This window comes from Mycobacterium bohemicum DSM 44277, from assembly GCF_001053185.1.
GTDB classification, from domain to species: domain Bacteria; phylum Actinomycetota; class Actinomycetes; order Mycobacteriales; family Mycobacteriaceae; genus Mycobacterium; species Mycobacterium bohemicum.
In genome coordinates this window covers 314,270-339,120 of the sequence record NZ_CSTD01000001.1, presented here as the reverse complement: position 1 = coordinate 339,120, position 24,851 = coordinate 314,270, and the positions used below count along the sequence as shown (strand labels likewise).

The following is a 24,851-nucleotide window of genomic DNA, read 5'->3' as shown; positions in this document are numbered from 1 at the left end:
GTCTGGTCGCCGGGCGGACGCGTCTGCTCGGCGAACTAGGCCAGCACGGCGGTGATCTCGGCGGCCGCGTCCTCGCCGTAGGCGCCGGCGAGCCGGGTCGCCGCGACCTCGTGGTCCCACGCCCACTCCTGGGTGCCGGTCGACTCCAGCACCAGCACGGCGACCAGCGAGCCGAGCTGCGCGGACCGCTCGAGGCTCAGGCCCGCGCTGCGCCCGGTCAGGAACCCGGCGCGGAAGGCGTCGCCGACCCCGGTGGGGTCGGTCTGGCTGGTCTCGGGCACCACGTCGACGTGGGTGGTGGTGCCGTCGGGCTCGACGATGTCGACGCCCTTGGGGCCCAGCGTCGTCACCCGTAGCTCGACCTGGGCCATCACGTCGGCGTCCGTCCAGCCGGTCTTGGACAGCATCAGGTCCCACTCGTAGTCGTTGGTGAACAGGTACTTGGCGCCGTCGACGAGCGTGCGGATCTCCTCGCCGGACAGCCGGGCCAGCTGCTGGGACGGGTCGGCGGCGAAGGGCAGGCCGAGCTTGCGGCACTCCTCGGTGTGCACCCGCATGGCGTCGGGGTCGTTCGCCCCGATGATCACCAGCTCCGGCGTCCCGATGGCCGAGACCACGTCGGCGAGCTTGATGTTGCGGGCCTCCGACATGGCGCCGGGGTAGAACGACGCGATCTGGGCCATGTCGACGTCGGTGGTGCAGGTGAAGCGGGCGGTGTGCGCGCTGTCGGAGACCAGGACGTGATCGCAGTTGACGCCGTGGGACTGCAGCCAGTCGCGATACCCGCCGAAGTCGTCGCCGGCCGCCCCGACCAGCGCGACGTCGCCGCCCAGCACCCCGATCGCGAAAGCGATGTTGCCCGCGACGCCGCCGCGATGAATGACCAGGTCATCGACCAGGAAGCTGAGCGAAACCTTCTGCAGGTGCTCGGGCAGGAGTTGCTCGGAAAACCGGCCGGGAAACCGCATCAGATGGTCGGTTGCAATCGAACCTGTCACCGCGATCGTCACGAATTCTTCACCCTTCTTAGTAAGGCTGCCTATCTTACGCAACGCGGCATGGGCCAAAAACCGGTGCGCTAGCCTGCCTAGCAAGACCCGAGCAACGCAGGGGGTGGGACCCACCGCGGACGTTTTACCGCTCGTGGTCCCGTCTACCACCATAGGAGAAACTCGATGGCCGGTCCGCACCCGCCGAATGAGACTGTCTGGGGGCCTTCCTCGGCATGCGACTGGGCGAGGGAACCGGCGCCGCGCTAGCCCTGCCGGTGCTGCGCGCCGCGGTGGCCGCGCTCTCGTCCATGGCGACGTTCGCCGAGGCCGGCGTGTCGCCCCGGTCGACCTCGTGATCCGCTCGCTGGCAACCGCTTTCGCGTTCGCGACGGTGCTGCCGGTGCCGCGTGCGGCGAACTCGGCGATGGGCCGGGGAGCCATGACCGCGCTGCCGCTGGCGGGCGCCGCCCTGGGCGCGCTGGCCGCGGCAGTGACGTGGGGCGGTGCTCACGCGTTCGGGCCGGCCAGCGCCCTGCCCGGCCTGCTGGCGGTGACGGCGCTGCTGCTCGCGACCCGTGGCCTGCACATCGACGGTGTCGCCGACACGGCCGACGGGCTGGGCTGTTACGGGCCGCGGGAGCGGGCCCTGGCGGTGATGCGCGATGGCTCCACCGGGCCTTTCGGCGTGGCGGCCGTGGTGCTGGTGATCCTGTTGCAGGGGCTGGCCTTTTCAGCGCTGGGCACCGCGGCGATCGTCGTCGCGGTGGCCGCGGGCCGGGTCGCCGCGGTGCTGGCCTGCCGGCGGTCCGTGCCGGCTGCCGAGGGTAGCGCGCTGGGCGCCCAGGTGGCCGGCAGCCAGCCCGCGCCGGTGGTGGTGGCCTGGGTCGTGGCGCTGGCCGCCGTTTCGGTGCCCGTCGGACCGCTGCCGTGGCAGGGCCCGCTCGCGGTGCTGCTGGCGCTGTGCTGCGGCGCCGGCCTGGTGTCTCACTGCGTGCGGCGGTTCGGCGGCATCACCGGTGACGTGCTGGGTGCCGCGATCGAACTCACCACGACGGTCAGCGCGGTGGCGCTGGCGGCATTGGTGCGGCTCTGAGCGGTCGAGCGCCCTCCTCGAACGTGAAGCTGGCTTCACGCTCGAGCGCCAACGTGAAGCTGGCTTCACGCTCGGCGAAGAGTTACAGCTAGCCCAGCCGGGCCATCCAGCCGTGGGTGTCGGCGAAGGTCCCGCGCTGGATGCCGGTGAGCGTGTCGCGCAACGCCATCGTCACCTCACCGGGCTGCCCGTCGGCGACGGTGAATTCGCTGTCGCCGTACTTCACTCGCGCGACGGGGGTGATGACGGCGGCGGTGCCGCAGGCGAACACCTCGGTGATCTCGCCGGCGGCGGCCTTCTTCTGCCACTCGTCGACGTCGATCTTGCGTTCCTCGACATTGAATCCGGCATCGATTGCCAACTGCAGCAACGAGTCTCGGGTGATGCCGGGCAGCAGCGAGCCCGACAGCTCCGGGGTGACCAGCCGGGCCGAGCCGCCGCTGCCGAACACGAAGAAGATGTTCATCCCGCCCATCTCCTCGACGAAGCGCCGTTCGACGGCGTCGAGCCACACCACCTGGTCGCATTCGTGCTCGGCGGCCTCGGCCTGGGCCACCAGCGAGGCGGCGTAGTTGCCCCCGAACTTGGCGGCGCCGGTCCCGCCCGGGCTGGCCCGCACGTACTCCGTCGAAACCCACACCGTCACGGGGTTGATGCCGCCCTTGAAGTACGCGCCCGCCGGCGAGGCGATGAGCAAGTAGCGATACCGCTTCGACGGCCGCACCCCGAGCCCGGGCTCGGTGGCGATCATGAACGGCCGCAGGTACAGCGCCTCTTCACCGCCGGCGGCAGGCACCCAGGCCTTGTCGACAGCGACCAGCTGACACAGCGAGCCCATGAACAGCTCGTCGGACAGCTCGGGCATCGCGAGCCGCCGCGCCGACGACCGCATCCTCGCCGCGTTGGCCTCGGCCCGGAACGACACGATCGAGCCGTCCGCCCACCGGTAAGCCTTGAGCCCCTCGAAGATCTCCTGCGCGTAGTGCAGCACGATCGCCGAGGGATCCAGCTCGATCGGTCCGTACGGGATGACACGGGCGTCGTGCCAACCCTGGCCCTCGTCGTAGTCGATCGACACCATGTGGTCGGTGAAGTACTTGCCGAAACCCGGCTCCGCCAAAATGGATTCACGTTCCGCGTCGGTCGCCGGATTGGACGCGTGTGTAACCGTGAACTCCAGTGAGCCGGTCGTCATGGCGCTGATTGTATCTGGCGGCGGCTAGCGGGTTTTCGCGGCGACGAACGGAGGATTGACCACTTCGCATTCGGCGGCGCGGCCGCGGACGTCGACGGTGACGCGCTGACCGTCGTCGATGCCGGCGCCGGTGTCGATGAGGGCCAGCCCGATGCCGACCTGCAGCGTCGGAGAAAACGTGCCGGAGGTGGTGACGCCGACGGGCGCGTCGCCGGCCAGCACCGTCAGCCCGGGACGCAGCACGCCGCGGCCGACCATCCGCAACCCACGCAACAGCCGTCGCGGTCCCGCCGCCTTCTCGGCCAGCAGCGCGTCGCGGCCGAAGAACGCCTCCTTCTTCCAGCCGATCGCCCAGCCGCAGCGGGCCTGCAGCGGCGAGATGTCGGGCGACAGCTCGTGCCCGTGCAGCGGATAGCCCATCTCGGTGCGCAGCGTGTCGCGGGCGCCCAGCCCGGCCGGTTGTCCCCCGGCGGCGGCCACCGCCGCGGCCAGCGCGTCGAACACCACGGCCGCCGACTCCCACGGCGGCAGCAGCTCGTAGCCGTGCTCGCCGGTGTATCCGGTGCGGCAGACGCGCACCGGTACGCCGGAGTACGAGGCGTCGGCGTAGGCCATGTAATCCATGTCGGCCGGCAGGCCCAGATCGGCCAGCACGTCCGCCGACCGCGGCCCCTGGACGGCCAGCACGGCGTAGGACCGGTGTTCGTTGGTGATTGTCAGCTTTGGGCCCAAACCGGCCCCAGCGGCGCCCTGCAGCGCCTGCACCACCGCGGCCGTGTTGGCGGCGTTGGGCACCAGGAAGATCTCGTCGTCGTCGACGTAGTAGGCGATCAGGTCGTCGATGACACCGCCGGATTCGTTGCAGCACAGGGTGTATTGGGCCTTGCCGGGGCCGATGCGGCCGAGGTCGTTGGTGAGCGTGGCGTTGACGAACTCCGCGGCGCCCGGCCCCCGCACCGACGCCTTGCCCAGATGGCTGACGTCGAACAGGCCGACGGCGTCGCGCGTCGCGTTGTGCTCGCTGACGGTGCCGGCATAGGACACCGGCATCAGCCACCCACCGAACTCGGCAAACGCCGCGCCGAGCTCGCGGTGGCGATCTTCCAACGGTCCGTGCTGCACGTCATCGGTCACGGCGATTCACCCTAATCGTCGAGCCTGGCACACTTGGGCAGGTGTCCGATCCGCTGGACTTCGAGGCCCTCGAGGCCGCCGGGATCGCCGATGCGCGCGAGCGCGCCGACCTGATCAAGTACCTGCACGGGCTCGGCTTCACGCGCGAGGAGATGGTCGAGGCCGAAGGCCGCGGCCGGCTGTTCGGGCTCGCCGGCGACGTCCTGCAATGGCCGGGACGCCCGGTGTACACGCTGCAGGGCGCGGCCGACGAACTCGGCCTGACGGCCGACGACGTGGCCCGCGCGTGGGCGTTGCTCGGGCTGACCGTCGCCGGTCCCGACGTCCCGGTGCTGAGCCAGGCCGACGTCGACGGGCTGGCGACCTGGGTGGCCTTGAAACGGGTGGTCGGCGAGGACGGGGCGTTCGGGCTGCTGCGGGTGCTCGGCGCCGCGATGGCCCGGCTGGCGGAGGCGGAGTCGACGACGATCCGCGCCGGGATGCCGGACATCCAGATGACCTACACCAACGACGAGCTCGCCACCGCGCAGGCGTACCGCGCGGTCGCCGAGTTCGTCCCGCGCATCGGGGCGTTGATCGACGTCGTGCACCGCCACCACCTGACCAGCGCCCGGACCCACTTCGAGGGCGTGCTTCGCGACACGTCGGCAAGCGTGGTGTGCGGCATCGGCTTTGCCGACCTGTCCGATTTCACCGTCCTCACCCACGCGCTGGCTCCCGCGGAGTTGTCGATGTTGCTCAACGAGTTCGCCGGCGCCGTCTCCGACGTGGTGCACGCCGACGGCGGCCGGGTGGTGAAGTTCATCGGCGACGAGGTGATGTGGGTGAGCGCGTCACCCGAGCGGCTCGTCAGGGCGGCGGTCGACCTCGTCGACCACCCCCGCGCGCGGGAGGAGGGCCTTCGGGTGCGCGCCGGCCTCGCCTTCGGCGCCGTCCTGGCCATCAACGGCGACTACTTCGGCAGCCCGGTCAACCTGGCCGCACGCCTGGTGGCCGCCGCCGCCCCGGGTGAGGTCCTGGCGTCGTCGGAATTGCACGACGAATTGCCCGACTGGCCGGCGGTGCCCCGTGGCCCGTTGACCCTCAAGGGTTTCGACGCCCCGGTCACCGCCTACGAGCTGCGCAGCGGGGACGTTGCCGGGGACCACCCCGGCCCCGGTGACTAGGGTGGTTGCCCGTGAGCACCGAACCCGGTTACCAGGCCCCGTCCGTCACCGTCGCCGCCTCGCTGCCCAAACGCGCGGCGGACTCCGCGGTGCTGATCGTGCCGGTCGTGTCCGCGGGCGAAGACGACCGCCCCGGCGCGGCCGTGCCGCCCGGGCACTCGCTGAGCGCCGACGCGATCGCCGAGATCGAGGCCGGCCTTCGGGCGCTCGACGCCACCGGCGGCGTCGACCAGGTGCATCGGCTGGTGGTGCCGTCGCTGCCGGTGACCAGCGTGTTGACCGTCGGCCTGGGCAAGCCGCGCCCGGAGTGGCCGGCGGACACCGTGCGCCGCGCCGCCGGTGTGGCGGGTCGGTCGCTGGGCACCGCCGAGTCGGTGCTGACCACGCTCGCCGAGCTGCCCGGCGAGGGGGCCTGCGCGGCCGCCGTCGAGGGTCTGATCCTGGGCGCCTACCGGTTCACGGCGTTCCGGACTGCGAAGACGGCGCCGAAAGACAACGGGCTGCGCAAGATCACCGTCCTCGCCACCGCCAAGGACGCCAAGGCGCAGGCCGCGCGCGGAGCCGCGGTGGCCACGGCGGTGGCCACCGCCCGCGACCTGGTCAACACCCCGCCGAGCCACCTGTTTCCCGCCGAGTTCGCTTCCCGCGCAAAGGCTTTGGGCGAGGCGGCCGGCCTCGAGGTGGAGGTGCTCGACGACAAGGCGCTGCAGAAAGGTGGTTACGGCGGCATCATCGGCGTCGGGCAGGGCTCCTCGCGCCCGCCGCGGCTGGTGCGGCTGACCCACCGCGGCTCGAAGCTGGCCAAGCGGCCCAAACAGGCCAAGCGCGTGGCGCTGGTCGGCAAGGGCGTCACCTTCGACACCGGCGGCATCTCGATCAAGCCGGCCGCGTCGATGCACTACATGACCTCGGACATGGGCGGGGCGGCCGCGGTCATCGCGACGGTGACGCTGGCCGCCCGGCTCAAGCTGCCCATCGACGTGACCGCCACCGTCCCGATGGCCGAGAACATGCCGTCGGCGACCGCACAGCGCCCGGGCGACGTGCTGACGCAGTACGGCGGGACGACGGTCGAGGTGCTCAACACCGACGCCGAGGGCCGGCTCATCCTGGCCGACGCCATCGTCCGGGCCTGCGAGGACAACCCCGACTACCTGATCGAGACGTCGACGCTGACCGGGGCGCAGACCGTCGCGCTCGGCGCCCGGATCCCGGGGGTGATGGGCAGCGACGAGTTCCGCGACAGGGTCGCCGCCATCTCGCAGCGCGTGGGCGAAAACGGCTGGCCGATGCCGCTGCCCGACGAGCTCAAGGACGACCTGAAGTCGACGGTGGCCGATTTGGCCAACGTGAGCAATCAACGCTTCGCCGGCATGCTGGTGGCCGGGGTGTTCCTGCGGGAGTTCGTCGCCGACGGCGTCGGCTGGGCGCACATCGACGTCGCCGGGCCGGCGTACAACACCGGCAGCGCGTGGGGCTACACCCCCAAGGGCGCCACGGGCGTGCCGACCCGGACCATGTTCGCGGTGCTGGAGGACATCGCCGAAAACGGTTGACGGCGAATCACTTGACCAGCAGCGACATCACGGCCCGGTTGAGCCTGCGGCGCGGCCATCCGGTGATCCCGTCGGCGGCCAGCGCGGCCCGGGCCGCGTTCCGCCCGCAGGCGCCGTGCACGGAACCGCCCGGGGTGGCCGACGCGCTGCCCAGATACAGGCCCTCGACCGGGGTTTCGGCGCGCCCCATGCCGGGCGCCGGCCGAAAGATCAGCATCTGCGGCAGCTGAGCGGTTCCCCCGTTGAGCGCGCCCAGGTGCAGGTTGGCATCGGCGGCCTCCAGATCCGACGGTCGCTGCACGAACCGGTCGACCACCGTCGCGCCGAAGCCGGGGGCGTGCTCCTCGATCACCTGGTCCATCGACTTGGCGAGCTGCTCGGCCGACGAATCGTCGGCGACGTTGCGGGGCAGATGCGAGTAGGCCCAGACACTTTCGGTCCCGGCGGGCGATCTGCTCGGGTCCGCCGTGGTCGTCTGCCCCAGCAACATGAACGGCCGCTCGGGCACCACCCGGGTGTTCAGGTCGGTCATCCAGCGCAGCAGCCCGTCGCCGTCGGCGCCCAGGTGCACGGTTCCCGCGTCCTGCAGCGCCCGCGAGCGCCACGGGATGCGCGCGTTGCACGCGTAGTTGACCTTCACCACCGGCGGGTCCCAGACATAGTCCTCGAAGTCGCGGAGCAGCTTGGCCGGCACCGCGTCCGCGGGCAGCATGTCGCAGAACAGGCGCGGCGCCGTCACGTCGGCCACCACCGCCCGGCGCCCCCGCACCGTGCGCCCGCCGCTGGTCGTCACGCCGACGGCCCGCCCGCCCCTGACCTCGACGCGAGACACGTTCTGATTACACTCGATTCGCGCGCCGGCCGCGCGGGCGCGGTTCACCAGCGCGGCCGTCAGCCGGCCGGAACCACCGACGGGCACCGGCCACCCGCAATCCTGGGCCAGCATGGTCATGAGAAAGCCCATCGCGCCGCTGATCGGCGCGTCCGGGGGCACGTCGGCGTGCATCGCGTTGCCCAGCAACAACGTTCGGGGGGCGTCTCCGTCGAACATCTGCCGGGCCATCGCGTCGGCGGGCTGAACCAGCAGGCGGGCCAGCCGGAGCGCGTCGGCCGTGCCGAGCTCGAGCAGCAGCCGAACCATCGGGCGCACCGGCGGAAACGGCGCGAGCATGGCGTCCAGCAACGGCTTCTTGACCTGCTCCCACAAGTTCACGGCGCGCCACCAGTTGTCGCCGTCGGCCGGCTCGCGGCGCGCAAATTCGGCCGCGGTTCGGGCCGGGTCGTGGTGGACCATGGGCGGGTCGTCGTCGGTGGCGTGGCGCGGGTGGCCGACCACCGCCGGCGCGTGCGACCACCGCAGCCCGTGGTCCTCCAGCTGCAGGGCCGCGATCGCCGGCGAGGCCACCGTCATCGGGTAGTAGGAGCTGAACAGGTCGGTGACGTAGCCCGGCGTCAGCTCGGCGCTGCGGACCGCGCCGCCGGGCTCGGGCTGGGCCTCGAGCACGAGCACATCCCACCCGGCGTCGGCCAGCATCGCCGCGGCGACCAGGCCGTGGTGGCCGGCCCCGATGACGACGGCATCGGTCGTCTCGGCCATCCGCTAATTGACCTCGCTGGGCTCGAGGCGCTTGGCGATCGCGGCCAGCCGCCAGAGACACTCGCGGTTGCGGGGGTACACCGCGGCCAGGGCCAGCCGGTCGGGAATCAGGTTCACCGGGCCGGAGGCGGGCGTCTCGATCATCTCGACGCGGCAGCCCCCGTTCGGTAAGTCCTTGAGCCGCAGCGTTATCCGCAACGCGCCGAGCGGCCCGATGCCGGCGAGCAGCACGAGTTCCTCGCCGGGGGTGCAGCTCTCGACCACCGTCTGGTCGCTGATCACCAACGGCCACACCCCGACCGAGTGCTTGATGGCGGAGCCGGGTTCCGGCCAGTGCGAGTCGACGGCACGGGTCCGGCTGTTGCCCACCACCCACTGGGCGTACGTCCACCCGTCGGCCATCGCGTCCCAAATCTGCTGGCGCGACGCCTCCACCTCGCGGGTCGTGGCCATCTCTCGGGTCGCGGTCATCTGCACTCCTTTTTCCACCGGCATACCCCCTCCGGATACCCCGGTCGCCCGAAACCACACGCAACCGCTGCGGCCGGGGCCGTTTAGCGCGGCTGAACAGTGGCTATTAAGCCGTTACCAATACGGGCGTTGGACAGGAGGCGGATCATGACCGTTCGTCGGTTGGTTGTCGGATTGGGCGCGGTGCTGTTGCTCGCGGGCGTGATCGGGCTGTTGACTCCGGTGTCGGTGTCCGACGGCAACGGCCACTCCGTGGGCTGCGGGAACGCCGTCGCGACGGACCTGTCCGCCGCCAGGAGCGCCAACAACAACGGGGTGGCGAACATCCCGATCCTCAACCAGGTGGTTCCGCACACCGACTTCGTCGCGAAGTGCCAGTCCGAGGTGGGCGGCCGGCGGGCGTGGACGATTCCGCTGGCGGTCATCGGGATCGTCGTGGTCGCCGGCGCGTTGCTGGTGCAGCGGCGGGGCGCGCGGCAGACCGGCGTTTAGCGGCGATCGCAAGCCCGGCGAAGCCGGGTGAGGCGGGTCGCGGCCCTCAGGCCCGCACAGGGCCCGGCAGCGATCGCCGCCCGGGCTAGATGACCCGCACCCGCGCGGTGCTGCGCAAAGCCTGCGGTGCCACGCGCGCCAGCCCGTAGAAGGCATGCGCTTCCGGCGCCACCGGGCGGATCGGCTTGTTCTTCTTGACCGACGACAAGATCGCCTTGGCGACCTTGTCGGGACCGTAGTGACGCAGCGCGAACGCCTTCTTCAGCTGACCCTGACGGCCCTCGACGTGCTCGTCTCCGCGGTCCGCGGGGGCGTTGAAGCGGGTGGTGTCGATGATGTTGGTGTTGATGACGCCGGGGCAGATGGTCGTCAATCCGACGCCGGCGGCGTCGAGTTCGGCGCGCAGGCAGTCGGAGAGCATGAAGGTCGCCGCCTTGGAGCTGCAATAGGCGCTCAGCGACTGCAGCGGCGCATAGGCGGCCATGGACGCGATGTTGACGATGTGCCCGCCCGTGCCGCGTTCGACCAGGCGCCGCCCGAACGACCGGCAGCCGTTGACCACGCCGCCGAAGTTGACGTCCATCACCCGGTCGAACTGCTCGGCCGGGGTATCCAGGAACGCGCCCGCGTGCCCGATGCCGGCGTTGTTGACCACGATGTCGGGGACGCCGTGCTCGGCGCTGACCCGCTCGGCGAAGGCCTCCACCGCGTGGGCGTCGGCCACGTCGAGCACATACGGGTGCGCCCGGCCGCCGTGCGCGGCGATCTGGGCGGCGGTCTCCTTGACCGCGGCCTCGTCGATGTCGCTGACGACCAGCTCGGCGCCCGCGCGCGCGAACGCGTAAGCGGTCTCGCGGCCGATTCCGCTGCCGGCCCCGGTGACGGCGACCAGGGTGTCGCCGAACTCTTCGCGCGGCCGCCCGACCTGCGCGCGCAGCATGGCCCGGCTCGGCCGTCCGCCGTCGACCAGGTCGGCGAAATCGTGGACCGCGGCGGACATCACCTGCGGGTGCGACATCGGCGAGAAGTGCCCGGCCTTGATGTCGCGGCGCCACAGCCGCGGCACCCACCGCGCCGTCTGTTCAAAGCCGTAGGGCCGCACGAAGGGATCTTGGGTATTGACGATGAGCTGCACCGGCACGTCGATCACCGGAACCGGCCGCTTGCGGGAATACGTCCGAAAGTAGTTGGCGGGATACACCTTTACGGAGTGGGCCGCGTCCGCGGCCAGCTTGGCGGAGTGATGGATCTTCTCGGCGGGGATGTTGTCGACCATGTTGCGCCGGATCGCCGCGCTCGAGAACGCCAGCCGCAGCGTCAACGGCGCCAGCACGGGAATGGAGAACAGCACCATGTAGGTCAGGCGCAGGCCCTGGACGAGCGCCCGCAGGAAGGTGCGGGGCCGCCACGGACGGCGCAGGCCGCCGAAGATGAAGTCGGCGAGTTGATCCTGGCTCGGGCCGGACACCGAGGTGAAGGACGCGACGCGGTCACCGGCGCCGGGACGGGTGAGGTACTCCCAGACTCCGGCCGAACCCCAGTCGTGGGCCAGCACGTGCACCGGGGCGCCGGGGCTCAGCTCTCCGATCACCGCGGCGAAGTCGTCCGCGTAGCGCTCCATGGTGTGCGCCGACACCGGTTTGGGCGCCGACGACATCCCGACGCCACGGTTGTCGTAGCGGACGACCCGGAACCGCTCGGCCAGCGACGGCACGACGCCGTCCCACAGCACGTGCGAGTCGGGCCAGCCGTGCACCAGCACGACGGTGGGGCCGTCGGGGTTGCCCTGTTCGTAGATCGCGATGCGCGCGCCGTCCGCGCTCTCGACGAACTGCTGGGGCGCCTGTGGTGTTGCCGGCATGGGACCTCCGCGTCTCGCTACGTCGCCACACCGTAGCAAGCGGGTACGGGCGCGCCCGGCACGTGAGCGCCCCGCCCTGACCGAGTGCCGACGCGCGCGCAATGACAGGATAGTTTTGAATAGCTGCTTCGATGCCGCACCGGCAGCGCCGCGGTGTGGTAGCCAATGTACGACGTGCCCCGACACCGATCGAGGAGTCAGAAGAGATGGCCTTCTCCGTCCAGATGCCCGCACTCGGTGAGAGCGTCACCGAGGGGACGGTCACCCGCTGGCTCAAGCAGGAAGGCGACACGGTCGAAGTCGACGAGCCCCTCGTCGAGGTCTCGACCGACAAGGTCGACACCGAGATTCCCTCGCCGGCGGCGGGCGTGCTGACCAAGATCATCGCCCAGGAGGACGACATCGTCGAGGTGGGCGGAGACCTTGCTCTCATCGGCGAGGCATCCGAAGCCGGAGGCGATTCCGCGGCACCCGCCCCGGCGCCCAGCCAACCGGAATCGCCACCGGCGGCTGCCGAACCCGAGCCGCAAGCCGAAGCGCAACCCGAACCCGAACCCGAGCCGGCGGCCCCGGCGCCACGGCAATCCGGCGGAGGTTCCGGCGACGCGACGCCGGTGGTCATGCCGGAACTGGGCGAGTCGGTCACCGAGGGCACCGTGACGCGGTGGCTGAAGAAGGTGGGCGATTCGGTCCAGGTCGACGACCCCCTGGTGGAAGTGTCCACCGACAAGGTCGACACCGAGATTCCGTCGCCGGTGGCCGGCGTGCTGATCAGCATCACCGCCGAGGAGGACGACGTCGTCGCGGTCGGCGGTGAGCTGGCCAAGATCGGGACCGGCTCCGAGGCCGCCGCACCCGCACCGCCCCAACCGAAACCCGAGCCGAAACCCCAGCCCAAGCCCGCACCCGCGCCGGAACCGGAGCCCCAGCCCGAGGCCCAGCCCAAGGAGGAGGCGAAACCCGAACCCACGCCGCAGCCGGCTCCCGAACCGAAACCCCAACCGGCACAGGCGCAGCCGGCCCCGCAGGCCGGCGACTCGGGCACCAATGGCAGCCCGTACGTGACGCCGCTCGTGCGCAAACTCGCCGCCGAGCACAACATCGACCTGGGCACCGTCACGGGCACCGGGGTGGGCGGGCGCATCCGCAAGCAGGACGTCCTCGCGGTCGCGCAGAAGAAAGATGAGCCACAGCAGGCTCCCGCACCCACCGCGCCGGCCCCCGCCGCCGCCAAGGCGGCCCCGGCACCCGCGGCCCCTGCACCCGCACTGGCACACCTGCGCGGCACCACCCAGAAGGCCAGCCGGATCCGGCAGATCACGGCGGCCAAGACGCGCGAATCGCTGCAGGCCACCGCCCAGCTGACGCAGACCCACGAGGTCGACATGACCCGGATCGTCGGCCTGCGGGCCCGGGCCAAGGCGGCGTTCGCCGAACGCGAAGGGGTGAACCTGACCTTCCTGCCGTTCATCGCGCGCGCCGTGATCGACGCCCTCAAGGTCCACCCCAACATCAACGCCAGCTACAACGAGGACACCAAAGAAATCACCTACTACGACGCCGAGCACCTCGGTTTCGCGGTGGACACCGAACAGGGCCTGCTCTCCCCCGTCATCCACAATGCCGGCGACCTGTCCCTTGCCGGGCTGGCCCGGGCGATCGCCGACATCGCCGCGCGGGCCCGCTCGGGCAACCTCAAACCCGACGAATTGTCCGGTGGCACTTTCACGATCACCAACATCGGCAGCCAGGGCGCCTTGTTCGACACCCCGATCCTGGTGCCGCCGCAGGCCGCCATGCTGGGCACCGGGGCCATCGTCAAGCGGCCGCGGGTCATCGTCGACGAGTTCGGCAACGAATCGATCGGCGTCCGTTCGGTGTGCTACCTCCCGCTGACCTACGACCACCGCCTGATCGACGGGGCCGACGCCGGACGTTTCCTCAGCACCATCAAGCACCGGCTCGAAGAGGGAGCGTTCGAGGCCGACCTGGGGCTCTAAGTCGTGACTCGAGCTGACGGCAAGGCCGTCATCGCGATAGCGGGATCGTCCGGCCTCATCGGGTCCGCCCTGGCCGCCGCCCTGCGCGCGGCCGACCACACCGTGCTGCGCATCGTGCGCCGCACGCCTGCGAATTCCGAAGAGCTGCACTGGAATCCCGACAGCGGCGAGTTCGACGCCGACGCGCTCGGCGACGTCGACACCGTCGTCAACCTGTGCGGCGTGAACATCGGCCGGAGACGATGGTCGGGCGCGTTCAAGCAGAGCCTGCGCGACAGCCGCATCACGCCGACCGAGGTGCTGGCCAACGCCGTCGCCGACGTCGGCGTCGAGACGTTCATCAACGCCAGCGCGGTGGGCTTCTACGGCAACACCAGGGACCGTGTGGTCGACGAAAGCGACCGGGCCGGAAGCGGATTCCTGGCCCAGCTGTGCCAGGACTGGGAGGCCGCGACGCTGCCCGCCCAGTACGGCGGTGCCCGTGTCGTGCTGGCCCGCACCGGTGTGGTGCTGTCGCCGTCGGGCGGCGCGTTGCGGATGATGCGGCCGGTGTTCGCGGCCGGCCTTGGTGCCCGGCTGGGCAGCGGCCGGCAGTACATGTCATGGATCAGCCTCGAGGACGAGGTGCGGGCGCTGCTGTTCGCGATCAACAATCCGTCGCTGTCCGGGCCGGTGAACATGACCGGGCCCGCGCCCGTCACCAACGCCGAATTCACCACCACGTTCGGCCGCGCGCTGAACCGCCCGACGCCGTTGATGGTGCCCGGCTTCGCGATCCGGGCCGCCCTCGGCGAGTTCGCCGACGAGGGGCTGCTGATCGGGCAGCGCGCCATCCCGTCGGCGCTGGAGCACGCCGGTTTTCGGTTCCACCACAACACCATCGGCGAGGCGCTCGGTTATGCGACCGCGCGTCGCGACCACGACTAGACCGCAAATCGGCCCGGGGTCAGGCGGCGCCCGCCGCCGCGGGTGCGGAGGCGACCGATACCGACGCGGGACGCGGTGACGGCGATCACATGAGTAACCTCGCGGTAGTGAGCTCCATTCGCGCCGACCGCGGTCCGATCGACGTCCGCCAGCTGGGGGCGGTCGACTACCGCACCGCCTGGCAGCTGCAGCGGGACCTGGCCGACGCCAGGGTCGCGGGCGGCGCCGACACCCTCCTGCTGATGGAGCACCCGCCGGTCTACACCGCGGGGCGGCGCACCGACCCGCACGAACGGCCGGTGGACGGCACCCCGGTCGTCGACACCGACCGCGGCGGCAAGATCACCTGGCACGGGCCCGGGCAGCTGGTCGGCTATCCGATCATCGGGTTGGCCGAGCCGCTTGATGTGGTGAATTACGTTCGGCGCCTTGAAGAGTCGCTGATCAGGGTGTGCGCCGACCTGGGCCTGCACACCGTCCGGGTCGAGGGCAGGTCGGGGGTGTGGGTGCCGGCCGGGGCCGGCCGGCCCGAGCGCAAGGTCGCCGCCATCGGGGTGCGGGTCGCGCGCGCGACCACCCTGCACGGGTTCGCGCTGAACTGCGACTGCGATCTGGGCGCGTTCGGCGCCATCGTGCCGTGCGGCATCGCCGACGCCGGGGTGACGTCGCTGTCGGCCGAACTGCGCCGCACGGTGACCGTCGACGAGGTCCGCGCGCCGGTCGCCGCCGGCGTCTGCGACGCCCTGGACGGCGTCCTGCCGATCGGTGATCATCGGCCGGCCCGCGTAGCATCGGCAACGTGACTGTTGCACCCGGGGGCCGGCGGCTGCTGCGGCTCGAGGTGCGCAACACGCAGACCCCGATCGAGCGCAAGCCGCCGTGGATCAGGGTCCGCGCCCGGATGGGCCCGGAGTACACACAGCTCAAGGGACTGGTCCGGCGCGAGGGGTTGCACACCGTCTGCGAGGAGGCCGGCTGCCCCAACATCTTCGAATGCTGGGAGGACAGGGAGGCCACCTTCCTGATCGGCGGCGACCAGTGCACCCGTCGCTGCGACTTCTGCCAGATCGACACCGGAAAGCCCGCCGCGCTCGACCGCGACGAGCCCCGGCGGGTCGCCGAAAGCGTCGCGACGATGGGGCTGCGCTACGCCACGGTCACCGGCGTGGCCCGCGACGACCTGCCCGACGGCGGGGCCTGGCTCTACGCCGAAACGGTGCGCGCCATCAGGGAGCTGAACCCGTCGACCCGCGTGGAGCTCTTGATCCCCGACTTCAACGGCGAGCCCGCCCGGCTGGCCGAGGTGTTCGAGTCGCGCCCGGAAGTGTTGGCGCACAACGTCGAAACCGTCCCCCGGGTGTTCAAGCGCATCCGGCCGGCATTCACCTACGAGCGCAGCCTGGGCGTGCTCACCGCGGCGCGCGACTTCGGGCTGGTCACCAAGAGCAACCTCATCCTCGGCCTGGGCGAGACGCCCGACGAGGTCCGCACCGCGCTCGCCGACCTGCGCGCCGCCGGCTGCGACATCATCACGATCACCCAGTACCTGCGCCCGTCGGCGCGTCACCACCCGGTCGAGCGCTGGGTCAGGCCCGAGGAATTCGACGAGTTCGCGCGGCACGCCGAGGGGCTGGGCTTCGCGGGTGTGCTGGCCGGTCCGCTGGTGCGGTCGTCCTACCGCGCGGGACGCCTCTACCGGCAGGCCGCCGGTGGCGCCTCCGCGCCGTAGGCCGCGTACGTATCCTTTGGCTATGGCAAAACCCCGCAACGCCGCTGACAACAAGGCCGCGAGGGCGCAAGCCGCGGCCGCCCGCAAGGCCGCCGCCAAGGAGCGCCGCGGCCAGTTGTGGGAGGCGTTCAAGATTCAGCGCCAGGAGGACAAGCGCCTGCTGCCGTACATGATCGGCGCCTTCGTGCTGATCGTCGGCGCGTCGGCGGGCGTCGCGGTGTGGGCCGGCGGACTCACCATGATCACCCTGATCCCATTCGGCGTGGTGCTGGGCTTGCTGGCGATGTTCATCATCTTCAGCCGCCGGGCCCAGAAGTCGATCTACCGGAAGGCCGAGGGCCAGACCGGCGCCGCGGCGTGGGTGCTGGACAACCTGCGCGGCAAGTGGCGGGTGACCCCGGGGGTGGCCGCCACCGGGCACTTCGACGCGGTGCACCGGGTGCTCGGCCGGCCCGGCGTCATCCTGGTGGGCGAGGGATCGGCGGCCCGCGTCAAACCGCTGCTGGCCCAGGAGAAGAAGCGCACCGCGCGGCTGATCGGTGACACGCCGATCTACGACATCGTCGTCGGCAACGGCGAGGGCGAGGTCCCGCTGGGCAAGCTGGAGCGCCACCTGACCCGCCTGCCGAACAACATCACCGTCAAGCAGATGGACTCCCTCGAGTCGCGGCTGGCCGCGCTGGGGTCGCGGACCGGTTCCGCCGTCATGCCCAAGGGGCCACTGCCCAACGCCGGCAAGATGCGGGGGGTGCAGCGCACGGTCCGCCGGCGCTAGCGGCGATCGGCCGGGGCCCGCCCGCCAACCGAGACCACCTGCAGGCCCAGCGCCAGCTGCCCGGGCGTGAAGCTGAACAGCCGCACCGCCAGGACTCCGAGCGCAAACCAGATGACCAGCACGGCGGTCGACAGCCATCGCTCGGAGAAAAGCCCCAACCGCTGGGCCAGCGCGGCCAGGCCGTAGGCGATCAGCCAGTCGATCATCAGGGCGGCCAGCCGGCGACCCATCGGCGCGAGCGACCCCGGCCCGCTTTCGGGCAAACCGAGCCGCTCGCCGGGGTAGGCCGGGCGTGAGTCCTGGGTCATCGGCCCGGCTCCCCTGTCGCCTCGGCATCGGGACCCGACGCACCGATGCGTTTGCACACCGGAACGGATACGATCTTGCGGGCCATGGCCCCACAATAGAACCCCTGGGCTGACCGGAATCTGCTGCGGGCGCCGTGGTCGCGTAACCTCCGTGCAACACCGCGTTGACTCGCGGGCAACATCTGCTCCATAGCGTCAGGCCGCGGATAACACCAAGTAAAGGAGCATTTCTGTGACGGAAACGACGCCCGACGACGTCTTCAAACTCGTCAAGGACGAGAACGTCGAGTTTGTCGACGTCCGGTTCTGTGACTTGCCGGGCATCATGCAGCACTTCACCATTCCGGTTTCGTTTTTCGACGAGAGCGTGTTCGAGGACGGCTTGGCCTTCGACGGCTCGTCGATTCGCGGGTTCCAGTCCATCCACGAGTCCGACATGCTGCTCCTTCCGGACCCCGAGACGGCGCAGGTCGACCTGTTCACCGAACACAAGACGCTCAACCTGAACTTCTTCGTGCACGACCCGTTCACCCTCGAGCCGTACTCGCGCGACCCGCGCAACGTCGCCCGCAAGGCCGAGAACTACCTGAAGAGCACGGGGGTCGCCGACACCGCGTATTTCGGCGCCGAGGCGGAGTTCTACATCTTCGACTCGATCAGCTTCGACTCGCGCACCAACGGCTCGTTCTACGAGATCGACGCGATCTCGGGGTGGTGGAACACCGGCTCGCCCAACGAGATCGACGGCAGCCCCAACCGGGGCTACAAGGTCCGCCCCAAGGGCGGGTACTTCCCCGTCGCCCCCGTCGACCACTACGTCGACCTGCGCGCCACGATGTTGTCCAACCTGATCAAGGCCGGCTTCAGCCTCGAGAAGGGCCACCACGAGGTGGGCACCGGCGGCCAGGCCGAGATCAACTACAAGTTCAACACTCTGCTGCACGCCGCCGACGACATGCAGCTGTACAAGTACATCGTCAAGAACACCGCCTGGCAGCACGGCAAGACCGTGACGTTCATGCCCAAGCCGCTGTTCGGTGACAACGGCTCCGGGATGCACACCCACCAGTCGCTGTGGAAGGACGGCAACCCGCTGATGTACGACGAGACGGGCTACGCCGGCCTGTCCGACATCGCGCGGCACTACATCGGCGGCCTGCTGCACCACGCGCCGTCGCTGCTGGCCTTCACCAACCCGACGGTGAACTCCTACAAGCGCCTGGTCCCCGGCTTCGAGGCACCCATCAACCTCGTGTACAGCCAGCGCAACCGGTCGGCCTGCGTGCGCATCCCGATCACCGGCAGCAACCCGAAGGCCAAGCGGCTGGAGTTCCGTTGCCCCGACTCGTCGGGCAACCCGTACCTGGCGTTCGCCGCCATGCTGATGGCGGGCCTGGACGGCATCAAGAACAAGATCGAGCCGCAGGCGCCGGTCGACAAGGACCTCTACGAGCTGCCGCCCGAGGAGGCCGCCAACATCCCGCAGGCGCCCACCCAGCTGTCCGCGGTGATCGACCGGCTGGAGGCCGACCACGAATACCTCACGGAGGGCGGCGTTTTCACGCCCGACCTGATCGAGACGTGGATCAGCTTCAAGCGCGAGAACGAGATCCTGCCGGTCCAGATCCGGCCGCACCCCTACGAGTTCGCGCTCTATTACGACGTGTAACGAGCACCCGGCACCGGCTGAGCCCATCCGCTCCGCGATCCCTGCGATCGCGAGCGGGTGGGCTCATCGGCATCTGCCCGGCATCGACGGCCCGGATCGGAACCTTGTTCGGCGAGGGAGCGGCGTCGCAGAATGTGAAAGGGGTCTGAGCGGGAGGAGAATCCGATGGCACGAAACGGTCCGCGCCGGCTCGCCGGTTCGTGCGCCGCGGCGCTGACGCTCGCCCTATCGCTTGCGCCCGGCGCCGCCGCCGACAATCCGTCGTGGAACGGCCAGTACGCGATCACGTTCATGGTCGGCCCCAAGTCGGGGACCAGCATGGCCGTCGGGGACCCCGAGGTGCAGCACACCGATGTCTATACGCTCCGCTCGAGCTGCACCGGCGGGAAGTGCGTGGCCACGATCGTCGGCGGCCCGCCGCCGAGTAATCCCACTGTGCCGCAACCGGTTCAGTTCACGTGGGACGGGTCGTCGTGGACGCAGGTCAGCGATTTCCAATGGGACTGCATGATGCCCGACACCTCGATCCAGTGGAATCCGGCCCACGCCACAGTGCGCTACACGCCCCAACCCGACGGATCGCTGGCCGGCACCATGCACACCGACATCCTCAGCGGCGCATGCCAGGGCACCATCGAGATGAACATGACGGCCGTGCGCGCGTAACGGCATTCGGCCTGGGCGCACGGGCGTGATCAGACGAGCCGACCGGGCGGTTGATCCTGGTCGGCCGCACCGAGCAGGTCGAGCTGCATCCACGCGACGTCGTGCCAGCGGTCATGTTTCCACTCGACCCGCCGGAACAGACCGGCGTCGTAAAACCCGAACGAGCGGTGAAAGCCGTTGCTGGCCTGGTTCGGCTGGGTGATGCCGGCGAACGCCCGCCGGTAGCCGCGCTCGGTGAGCCGGCGCAGGAGCTCCGCGTAGAGCGCGCGGCCGCCGCCGGTGCGGTGATGGTCGGCGTCCACATAGATCCCCGTCTCAACCGACCATGCGAACGAGGGCAGGCGCCTGAGTGCGTGGCCGTAGGCGAAGCCGACGATCCGGTCATCGCGCTCCAGGATGAGCCACGCGTGGCTCTCGCACACCGAGGTAATCCGGGCGGCCATCTCGCCGACGGTGGGAACGTCGATCTCCCAGCTGATCTCGGTACCCAGGACGTAGGGACGGTAGATCGCCAGGCAGGCGACCGCATCGTCGGGTGACGCCGCACGCACTCGGCCGTCGTTGGCTGGCATGGCAGCATTCTCTCAGCCTGTATCAGCGCTACGTCGCATCACCGGCCATGTTGACGTGCCGCGAAACATAAACCATTGCGATCCCCGGCGGCGTGTCTTCGCCATAGGTTATGTGTCGCGAGCCGCGGACCAAAGTCAGCCGTCGAGCGCCAAGTCCTTGCGGAAGCGCTGCAGGCCGTCGATCTTGTCCTCGAGCGTGGCATCCGGGCCCGAATAGAACATCCACGGCATGGTGATGATGCCGGTGATGCCGGCCTCCTCGGCGCGCCGATAGTCGGCGACGGTGAAGGCGTCGGTCAGCGGCGTCAGGATGGTGAAATCCTGCATCGTCAAACCGTTTTCGGCGCGCAGGTCCCGCAGGCGGCCCACCGCCTCGATGGCGCGGTCGGTCTTGATCAGGTCGCCGATCCAGCCGTCGTTGCGGGCCGCGCGGCGCAGTGCGACGTCGCTGAGCCCGCCGACGTACACCGGTATCGGCGGCGGCGTCGGCTGCATCTCCAGCCGTGGCGCCCGGTAGAACTCGCCGTCGAACTCCGTCCACCCCGGCTGCCACAGCGCCCGCATCAAGTCGACGATCTCGTCGGTGCGCCGGCCGCGGGCGTCGAATCGCTCGCCCATCAGCGCGAACTCCTCCCGGCACCAGCCGACCCCGATGCCGAGTTCGACGCGTCCCGACGCCAGAACCGCGGCCGTGCCAATGGCTTTCGCGGCGGCGTACGGGTTGCGCATCGCCGGGATGTACACGGTGGTGACGAACCGCAGCCGCGCGGTGACCTGGGCCAGCGCCCCGGCCAGCACCCACGGATCGGGCCAGTCGGTGAACGGCTGCCAGCGCCGCTGTCCGTCCTTGGTGTACGGGTAGGGGGTGTCCAGGGTCTCCAGGTTGACGACGTGGTCGGGGATGCCGATGCCGTCGTAGCCGAGTTCGTCGGCGGCCCTGGCGATCTCGATGATCTCGCGGGTGTTCAGGAAGGCGCTGCTGACGTAGAACCTCACTGCGATTCCCGCGCCCACGACGGCTCGATGAAAACACCGTCGGCCTCGACGGTGACCCCGGAGTCATCCGAAATCGTCCCGCGGGCAAAGACTTTCACACCCTCCTTGCCCTCGATCCAGGCCTCGGAGCGAAGCCGGCCCAGGGGGGTGCCCCGCAGGTACTTCACGGTGATGGTTCCGGTGAACCGCGGCTTGGACAGCCCCTCGCTGGCCGCCTCGCCCAGCATGTGGTCGAGCACCAGGGCGCTCACCCCGCCGTGTACCAGCTTGGGTGGGCCCTCGTAGGCCGCCCCGAGGATGAATTCGCTCCAGCACCGTCCGCCGCCGTCGTGGTGGACGATGACGGGCGGGGCGATCGGATTACCCAGGCCGATCGCGGCGTTTCCCAGCGTCAGCGGGCGCGCGCCGTCGACGCGGTAGCTCACCCCGACCGGCCGGGTCTTTTGCCGCAACGACTCGGTGACCGCCTCGATCGCGGATCGCGCGTCGGCGACGACGTCCTCGCCGGCCTCGGTGCGGATCGTGGCGTCGATGAGCTCGCGAACGGCGTCGGCCAGCGGCGTGTACAGGGCCGTCACCCGTTGCGCCTCCGCCGCGCTGAGCACCTCGAAAATGGCATCCAACGCGCCGGCCTCCTGCCTCAACTCCCGAACACCTTGCGCACGACCGCTTTCGCCCGGCGCGTCACCCGAAGATAGTTGTCCAGGAACTCGCTGCCGTCATCGGTCGGCCACCCCGCCGCGACGGCGACGGCGTTGAGCTGCCGCCCGGGCCCGGGTAACTGGTCGGTGGGCTTGCCGCGGACCAGCACCAGCGCGTTGCGGGCCCGGGTCGCGGTCAGCCAGGCCTGGCGCAACAGGTCCACGTCCTCGGCCTCCGCCAGGCCGGCCGCCGCGATCGCGTCCAGCGATTCCAGCGTCGAGGTGTTGTGCAGCGCCGAGATCTCGTGCGCGTGCCGCAGTTGCAGCAGCTGCACGGTCCACTCGATGTCGGCCAGCCCGCCGCGGCCCAGCTTGGTGTGCGTATTGGGATCCGCACCGCGCGGCAACCGCTCGGACTCGACGCGGGCCTTCATGCGGCGGATCTCCTGGACCGCCTCGGCCGACACGCCGTCCGGCGGGTAGCGCGTCTTGTCAGCCATCAGGAGGAACCGCTCCCCCAGTTCCGCGTCGCCGGCCACCGCGTGCGCGCGCAGCAGGGCCTGGACCTCCCACGGCTGCGCCCACTGCTCGTAGTAGGCGGCGTAGGCGCCCAGCGTGCGGACCAGCGGACCGCTGCGGCCCTCGGGCCGCAGGTTCGCGTCCACCTCCAGCGGCGGATCCACGCTCGGAGTGCCCAGCAGCGTGCGCACCTGCTCGGCGACCGACACCGACCAGCGGATGGCCTGCGAATCCTCGACCCCGCGCGACGGCTCGCAGACGAACAGCACGTCGGCGTCGGAGCCGTAGCCCAGTTCGGAGCCGCCGAGGCGTCCCATCCCGATCACCGCGATCTTCGCCGGCACCTGGCCGCCCGCCGGCAGGTTGGCCGAGATCATCGCGTCCAGCGCGGCCTGCAGCACCGCCACCCACACCGACGTCAGCGCCCGGCACACCTCCCGGACCTCCAGCAGGCCCAGCAGGTCCGCCGACCCGATGCGCGCCAGCTCACGGCGGCGCAGCGTGCGCGCGGCGGCGATCGCCCGCACCGGGTCGCGATGGCGCGCCGCCGAGGTGATCAGGCCCCGGGCCACGGCCCCGGGCTCGGTTTCGAGCAGTTTGGGGCCGTGCGGGCCGTCGCTGTAATCCTGGATGACGCTCGACGTGCGCAGCAGCAGGTCCGGGACGTACGCCGAGGTGCCCAGCACGTGCATGAGCCGCTTGGCCACCGCGGGCTTGTCCCGCAGCGTCGACAGGTACCAGCGCTCGCCCGCCAGCGCCTCGGACAGCCGCCGGTAGGACAGCAGCCCGGCGTCCGGGTCGGGCGCGTACGACAGCCAGTTCAGCAGCCTGGGCAGCAGGACCGACTGCACCCGGCCGCGCCGGCCGCTCTGGTTCACCAGCGCCGACATGTGTTTCAGCGCCGTCTGCGGCCCCTCGTAACCCAGCGCCGCCAGCTGCCGCTCGGCCGCCGCCGACGTCATGCCGTTCGAGATCTCCAGGCCCTTGGGCCCGATCGACTCCAGCAGCGGCTGGTAGAAGAGCTTGGCGTGCAGCTGCGAGACCCGCAGGTTCTGGTGCCGGAGCTCCTCGCGCAGCACCCCCGCCGCGTCGTGCCGGCCGTCGGGACGGATGTGCGCCGCGCGGGCCAGCCACCGCACCGCCTCCTCGTCGTCGGCCTCCGGCAGCAGGTGGGTGCGCTTGAGGCGCTGCAGCTGCAGCCGGTGCTCGAGCAGCCGCAGGAACTCGTAGGAGGCGGTCAGGTTCGCCGCGTCCTCGCGTCCGACGTAGCCGCCCTCGCCCAACGCGGCCAGCGCGTCCACCGTGGACGCGACGTGCAACGAGTCGTCGCTGCGGCCGTGCACCAACTGCAACAGCTGCACGGCGAACTCCACATCGCGCAGCCCGCCGCTGCCGAGCTTGAGCTCGCGGTCCCGCACGTCGGCGGGCACCAGCTGCTCGACGCGGCGCCGCATGGCCTGGACCTCGGCGACGAAGTCCTCGCGTTCGCAGGCGACCCACACCATGGGCAGCAGCGCGGCCACGTAGCGCTCGCCCAGCTCCTTATCGCCGACGGCCGGGCGCGCCTTGAGCAGCGCCTGGAATTCCCAGGTCTTGGCCCAGCGCTGGTAGTAGGCGACATGCGATTCCAGGGTGCGGACCAGCTCGCCACTGCGCCCTTCGGGCCGTAGCCCGGCGTCGACCTCGAAGAACGCCGACGACGCGACCTTCATCATCTCCCCGGCCACCCGCGCGGCCAGGGCGTCGGCGCGCTCGGCGACGAAGATGACGTCGACGTCGCTGACGTAATTCAGTTCGCGCGCACCGCATTTGCCCATCGCGATGACCGCGATCCGCGGCGCGTCGCGCTCACCGCAGACGCTGACCTCGGCCACCCGCAGCGCGGCGGCCAGCGCGGCGTCGGCCAGGTCCGCCAACTGGGCGCCCACCACGGTGAACGGCAGCACGGGTTCGTCCTCGACCGTCGCGGCCAGGTCGAGGGCGGCCAGCACCAGCAGGTGGTCGCGGTACAACGCCTGCAGCCGCGTCAGCGCCGAGCCCTCCGCGGCCAGCGCCTCGTCGGCGCACTCGCGGAACTGGGTCAGCATTTCCTCGCGGGAGGGCAGTTTGGCGTTGCCGCGCAGTAGCTTCCAGGACTGCGGGTTGGCCACCAGGTGATCGCCCAGGGCCAGCGACGAGCCGAGCACCGCGAACAGCCGGCCGCGCAGGGAGCGTTCGGTGAGCAGGGCCGCGGAGAGTTCGTCCCAGTCGGCGTCGGGGTTCTCCGACAGCCGGATCAGGGTGCGCAGCGCGGCATCCGGGTCGGGGGCGCGGGACAACGACCACAGCCGCTCGACGTAGGCGCGGTCGTCGCGGTCGTACCAGCCAAGGGACGTGAGCCGGTCGCTCGCAGGGGGGTCGACCAGCCCGAGCCGTCCGACGCTGGGCAGCCGGGGGCGCTGCGTCTCGGGTTTGGTCACGCCCACGACCGTAGCGCAACCAGCGCGTCTTTC

The 24,851-nt window shown here is 70.7% G+C and carries 21 protein-coding genes and 2 pseudogenes; 12 read left to right on the top strand and 11 right to left on the bottom strand.

Annotated elements, in window-relative coordinates; translation table 11 throughout:
* Window positions 1-35: 35 nt before the first annotated feature.
* Window positions 36-1,010, bottom strand: a complete 975-nt coding sequence (locus BN971_RS01655) for a carbohydrate kinase family protein (protein ID WP_085182287.1) — start codon at window positions 1,008-1,010, stop codon at window positions 36-38.
* Between the two features lie 209 nt (window positions 1,011-1,219).
* Here BN971_RS01655 and BN971_RS01650 point away from each other — a divergent pair.
* Window positions 1,220-1,348, top strand: a pseudogene (locus BN971_RS01650) (nicotinate-nucleotide--dimethylbenzimidazole phosphoribosyltransferase); the annotation flags it as partial.
* Window positions 1,345-2,085, top strand: a complete 741-nt coding sequence (locus tag BN971_RS01645; protein ID WP_085182281.1) for an adenosylcobinamide-GDP ribazoletransferase — start codon at window positions 1,345-1,347, stop codon at window positions 2,083-2,085. The pseudogene BN971_RS01650 and the gene BN971_RS01645, both read left to right, overlap by 4 nt.
* Before the next feature lie 88 nt (window positions 2,086-2,173).
* Here the strand turns inward: BN971_RS01645 and BN971_RS01640 are convergent, their stop codons facing one another.
* Window positions 2,174-3,280, bottom strand: coding sequence for a branched-chain amino acid aminotransferase (locus tag BN971_RS01640; RefSeq protein ID WP_085182280.1), 1,107 nt, complete (start codon window positions 3,278-3,280; stop codon window positions 2,174-2,176).
* A gap of 24 nt (window positions 3,281-3,304) precedes the next feature.
* Window positions 3,305-4,420, bottom strand: coding sequence for a glycine cleavage system aminomethyltransferase GcvT (gene gcvT / locus BN971_RS01635; RefSeq protein WP_085182279.1), 1,116 nt, complete (start codon window positions 4,418-4,420; stop codon window positions 3,305-3,307).
* A gap of 35 nt (window positions 4,421-4,455) precedes the next feature.
* Here gcvT and BN971_RS01630 point away from each other — a divergent pair, with 35 nt between their 5' ends.
* Both BN971_RS01630 and BN971_RS01625 read left to right on the top strand, forming a co-directional pair.
* Entirely contained in the window at window positions 4,456-5,580 is a 1,125-nt protein-coding gene (locus BN971_RS01630) for an adenylate/guanylate cyclase domain-containing protein (RefSeq protein WP_085182278.1), read from the top strand.
* Window positions 5,581-5,591: 11 nt separating this feature from the next.
* On the top strand, window positions 5,592-7,136 hold the full coding sequence (locus tag BN971_RS01625) for a leucyl aminopeptidase (protein ID WP_085182277.1): 1,545 nt from the start codon (window positions 5,592-5,594) through the stop codon (window positions 7,134-7,136).
* Window positions 7,137-7,143: 7 nt separating this feature from the next.
* On the opposite strand, the gene BN971_RS01620 is transcribed toward BN971_RS01625, so the two are convergent.
* On the bottom strand, window positions 7,144-8,733 hold the full coding sequence (locus BN971_RS01620) for a phytoene desaturase family protein (RefSeq protein ID WP_090349745.1): 1,590 nt from the start codon (window positions 8,731-8,733) through the stop codon (window positions 7,144-7,146).
* 3 nt (window positions 8,734-8,736) lie between these two features.
* Window positions 8,737-9,204: an SRPBCC family protein gene (locus BN971_RS01615; RefSeq protein ID WP_085182294.1), complete on the bottom strand. Its 468-nt coding sequence runs from the start codon at window positions 9,202-9,204 to the stop codon at window positions 8,737-8,739.
* A gap of 147 nt (window positions 9,205-9,351) precedes the next feature.
* Here BN971_RS01615 and BN971_RS01610 point away from each other — a divergent pair, with 147 nt between their 5' ends.
* Window positions 9,352-9,696, top strand: a complete 345-nt coding sequence (locus BN971_RS01610; protein WP_085182275.1) for an aminopeptidase — start codon at window positions 9,352-9,354, stop codon at window positions 9,694-9,696.
* 85 nt (window positions 9,697-9,781) lie between these two features.
* On the opposite strand, the gene BN971_RS01605 is transcribed toward BN971_RS01610, so the two are convergent.
* On the bottom strand, window positions 9,782-11,557 hold the full coding sequence (locus tag BN971_RS01605) for an SDR family oxidoreductase (protein WP_085182274.1): 1,776 nt from the start codon (window positions 11,555-11,557) through the stop codon (window positions 9,782-9,784).
* Window positions 11,558-11,763: 206 nt separating this feature from the next.
* Here BN971_RS01605 and sucB point away from each other — a divergent pair, with 206 nt between their 5' ends.
* The 5 genes from sucB to BN971_RS01580 all read left to right on the top strand — a co-directional run bounded on the left by sucB (window position 11,764) and on the right by BN971_RS01580 (window position 16,988).
* Window positions 11,764-13,557: a 2-oxoglutarate dehydrogenase, E2 component, dihydrolipoamide succinyltransferase gene (gene sucB / locus BN971_RS01600; RefSeq protein WP_085182273.1), complete on the top strand. Its 1,794-nt coding sequence runs from the start codon at window positions 11,764-11,766 to the stop codon at window positions 13,555-13,557.
* Between the two features lie 3 nt (window positions 13,558-13,560).
* Window positions 13,561-14,484 (top strand): TIGR01777 family oxidoreductase, encoded by a 924-nt coding sequence (locus tag BN971_RS01595; protein ID WP_085182272.1) that lies wholly within the window; start codon window positions 13,561-13,563, stop codon window positions 14,482-14,484.
* A gap of 89 nt (window positions 14,485-14,573) precedes the next feature.
* Window positions 14,574-15,287 (top strand): lipoyl(octanoyl) transferase LipB, encoded by a 714-nt coding sequence (lipB, locus tag BN971_RS01590; protein ID WP_085182271.1) that lies wholly within the window; start codon window positions 14,574-14,576, stop codon window positions 15,285-15,287.
* Window positions 15,284-16,213 (top strand): lipoyl synthase, encoded by a 930-nt coding sequence (gene lipA, locus BN971_RS01585; protein ID WP_085182270.1) that lies wholly within the window; start codon window positions 15,284-15,286, stop codon window positions 16,211-16,213. The genes lipB and lipA overlap by 4 nt, the downstream gene beginning before the upstream one ends.
* Before the next feature lie 22 nt (window positions 16,214-16,235).
* The gene (locus tag BN971_RS01580) at window positions 16,236-16,988 is read left to right on the top strand and encodes a DUF4191 domain-containing protein (RefSeq protein ID WP_085182269.1); all 753 of its coding nucleotides are present in this window, start codon (window positions 16,236-16,238) and stop codon (window positions 16,986-16,988) included.
* Between the two features lie 11 nt (window positions 16,989-16,999).
* Here BN971_RS01580 and BN971_RS01575 read toward each other — a convergent pair.
* A pseudogene (locus BN971_RS01575) lies at window positions 17,000-17,296 on the bottom strand (RDD family protein); the annotation flags it as partial.
* A 232-nt stretch (window positions 17,297-17,528) separates the two neighbouring features.
* Between BN971_RS01575 and glnA the strand changes: the two are divergent.
* Window positions 17,529-18,965, top strand: coding sequence for a type I glutamate--ammonia ligase (gene glnA / locus BN971_RS01570; RefSeq protein ID WP_085182267.1), 1,437 nt, complete (start codon window positions 17,529-17,531; stop codon window positions 18,963-18,965).
* Between the two features lie 165 nt (window positions 18,966-19,130).
* Entirely contained in the window at window positions 19,131-19,631 is a 501-nt protein-coding gene (locus BN971_RS01565; RefSeq protein WP_085182266.1) for an Rv2253 family sensor-like surface protein, read from the top strand.
* Between the two features lie 29 nt (window positions 19,632-19,660).
* On the opposite strand, the gene BN971_RS01560 is transcribed toward BN971_RS01565, so the two are convergent.
* The 4 genes from BN971_RS01560 to BN971_RS01545 all read right to left on the bottom strand — a co-directional run bounded on the left by BN971_RS01560 (window position 19,661) and on the right by BN971_RS01545 (window position 24,824).
* Entirely contained in the window at window positions 19,661-20,203 is a 543-nt protein-coding gene (locus tag BN971_RS01560) for a GNAT family N-acetyltransferase (RefSeq protein WP_085182265.1), read from the bottom strand.
* 135 nt (window positions 20,204-20,338) lie between these two features.
* Window positions 20,339-21,199 (bottom strand): TIGR03619 family F420-dependent LLM class oxidoreductase, encoded by an 861-nt coding sequence (locus tag BN971_RS01555; protein WP_085182264.1) that lies wholly within the window; start codon window positions 21,197-21,199, stop codon window positions 20,339-20,341.
* On the bottom strand, window positions 21,196-21,843 hold the full coding sequence (locus tag BN971_RS01550; RefSeq protein WP_085182263.1) for a PaaI family thioesterase: 648 nt from the start codon (window positions 21,841-21,843) through the stop codon (window positions 21,196-21,198). The genes BN971_RS01555 and BN971_RS01550 overlap by 4 nt, the downstream gene beginning before the upstream one ends.
* Window positions 21,840-24,824, bottom strand: coding sequence for a bifunctional [glutamine synthetase] adenylyltransferase/[glutamine synthetase]-adenylyl-L-tyrosine phosphorylase (locus BN971_RS01545; RefSeq protein ID WP_085182262.1), 2,985 nt, complete (start codon window positions 24,822-24,824; stop codon window positions 21,840-21,842). Before BN971_RS01545 ends, BN971_RS01550 begins: the two co-directional genes overlap by 4 nt.
* Between the last annotated feature and the right edge of the window lie 27 nt (window positions 24,825-24,851).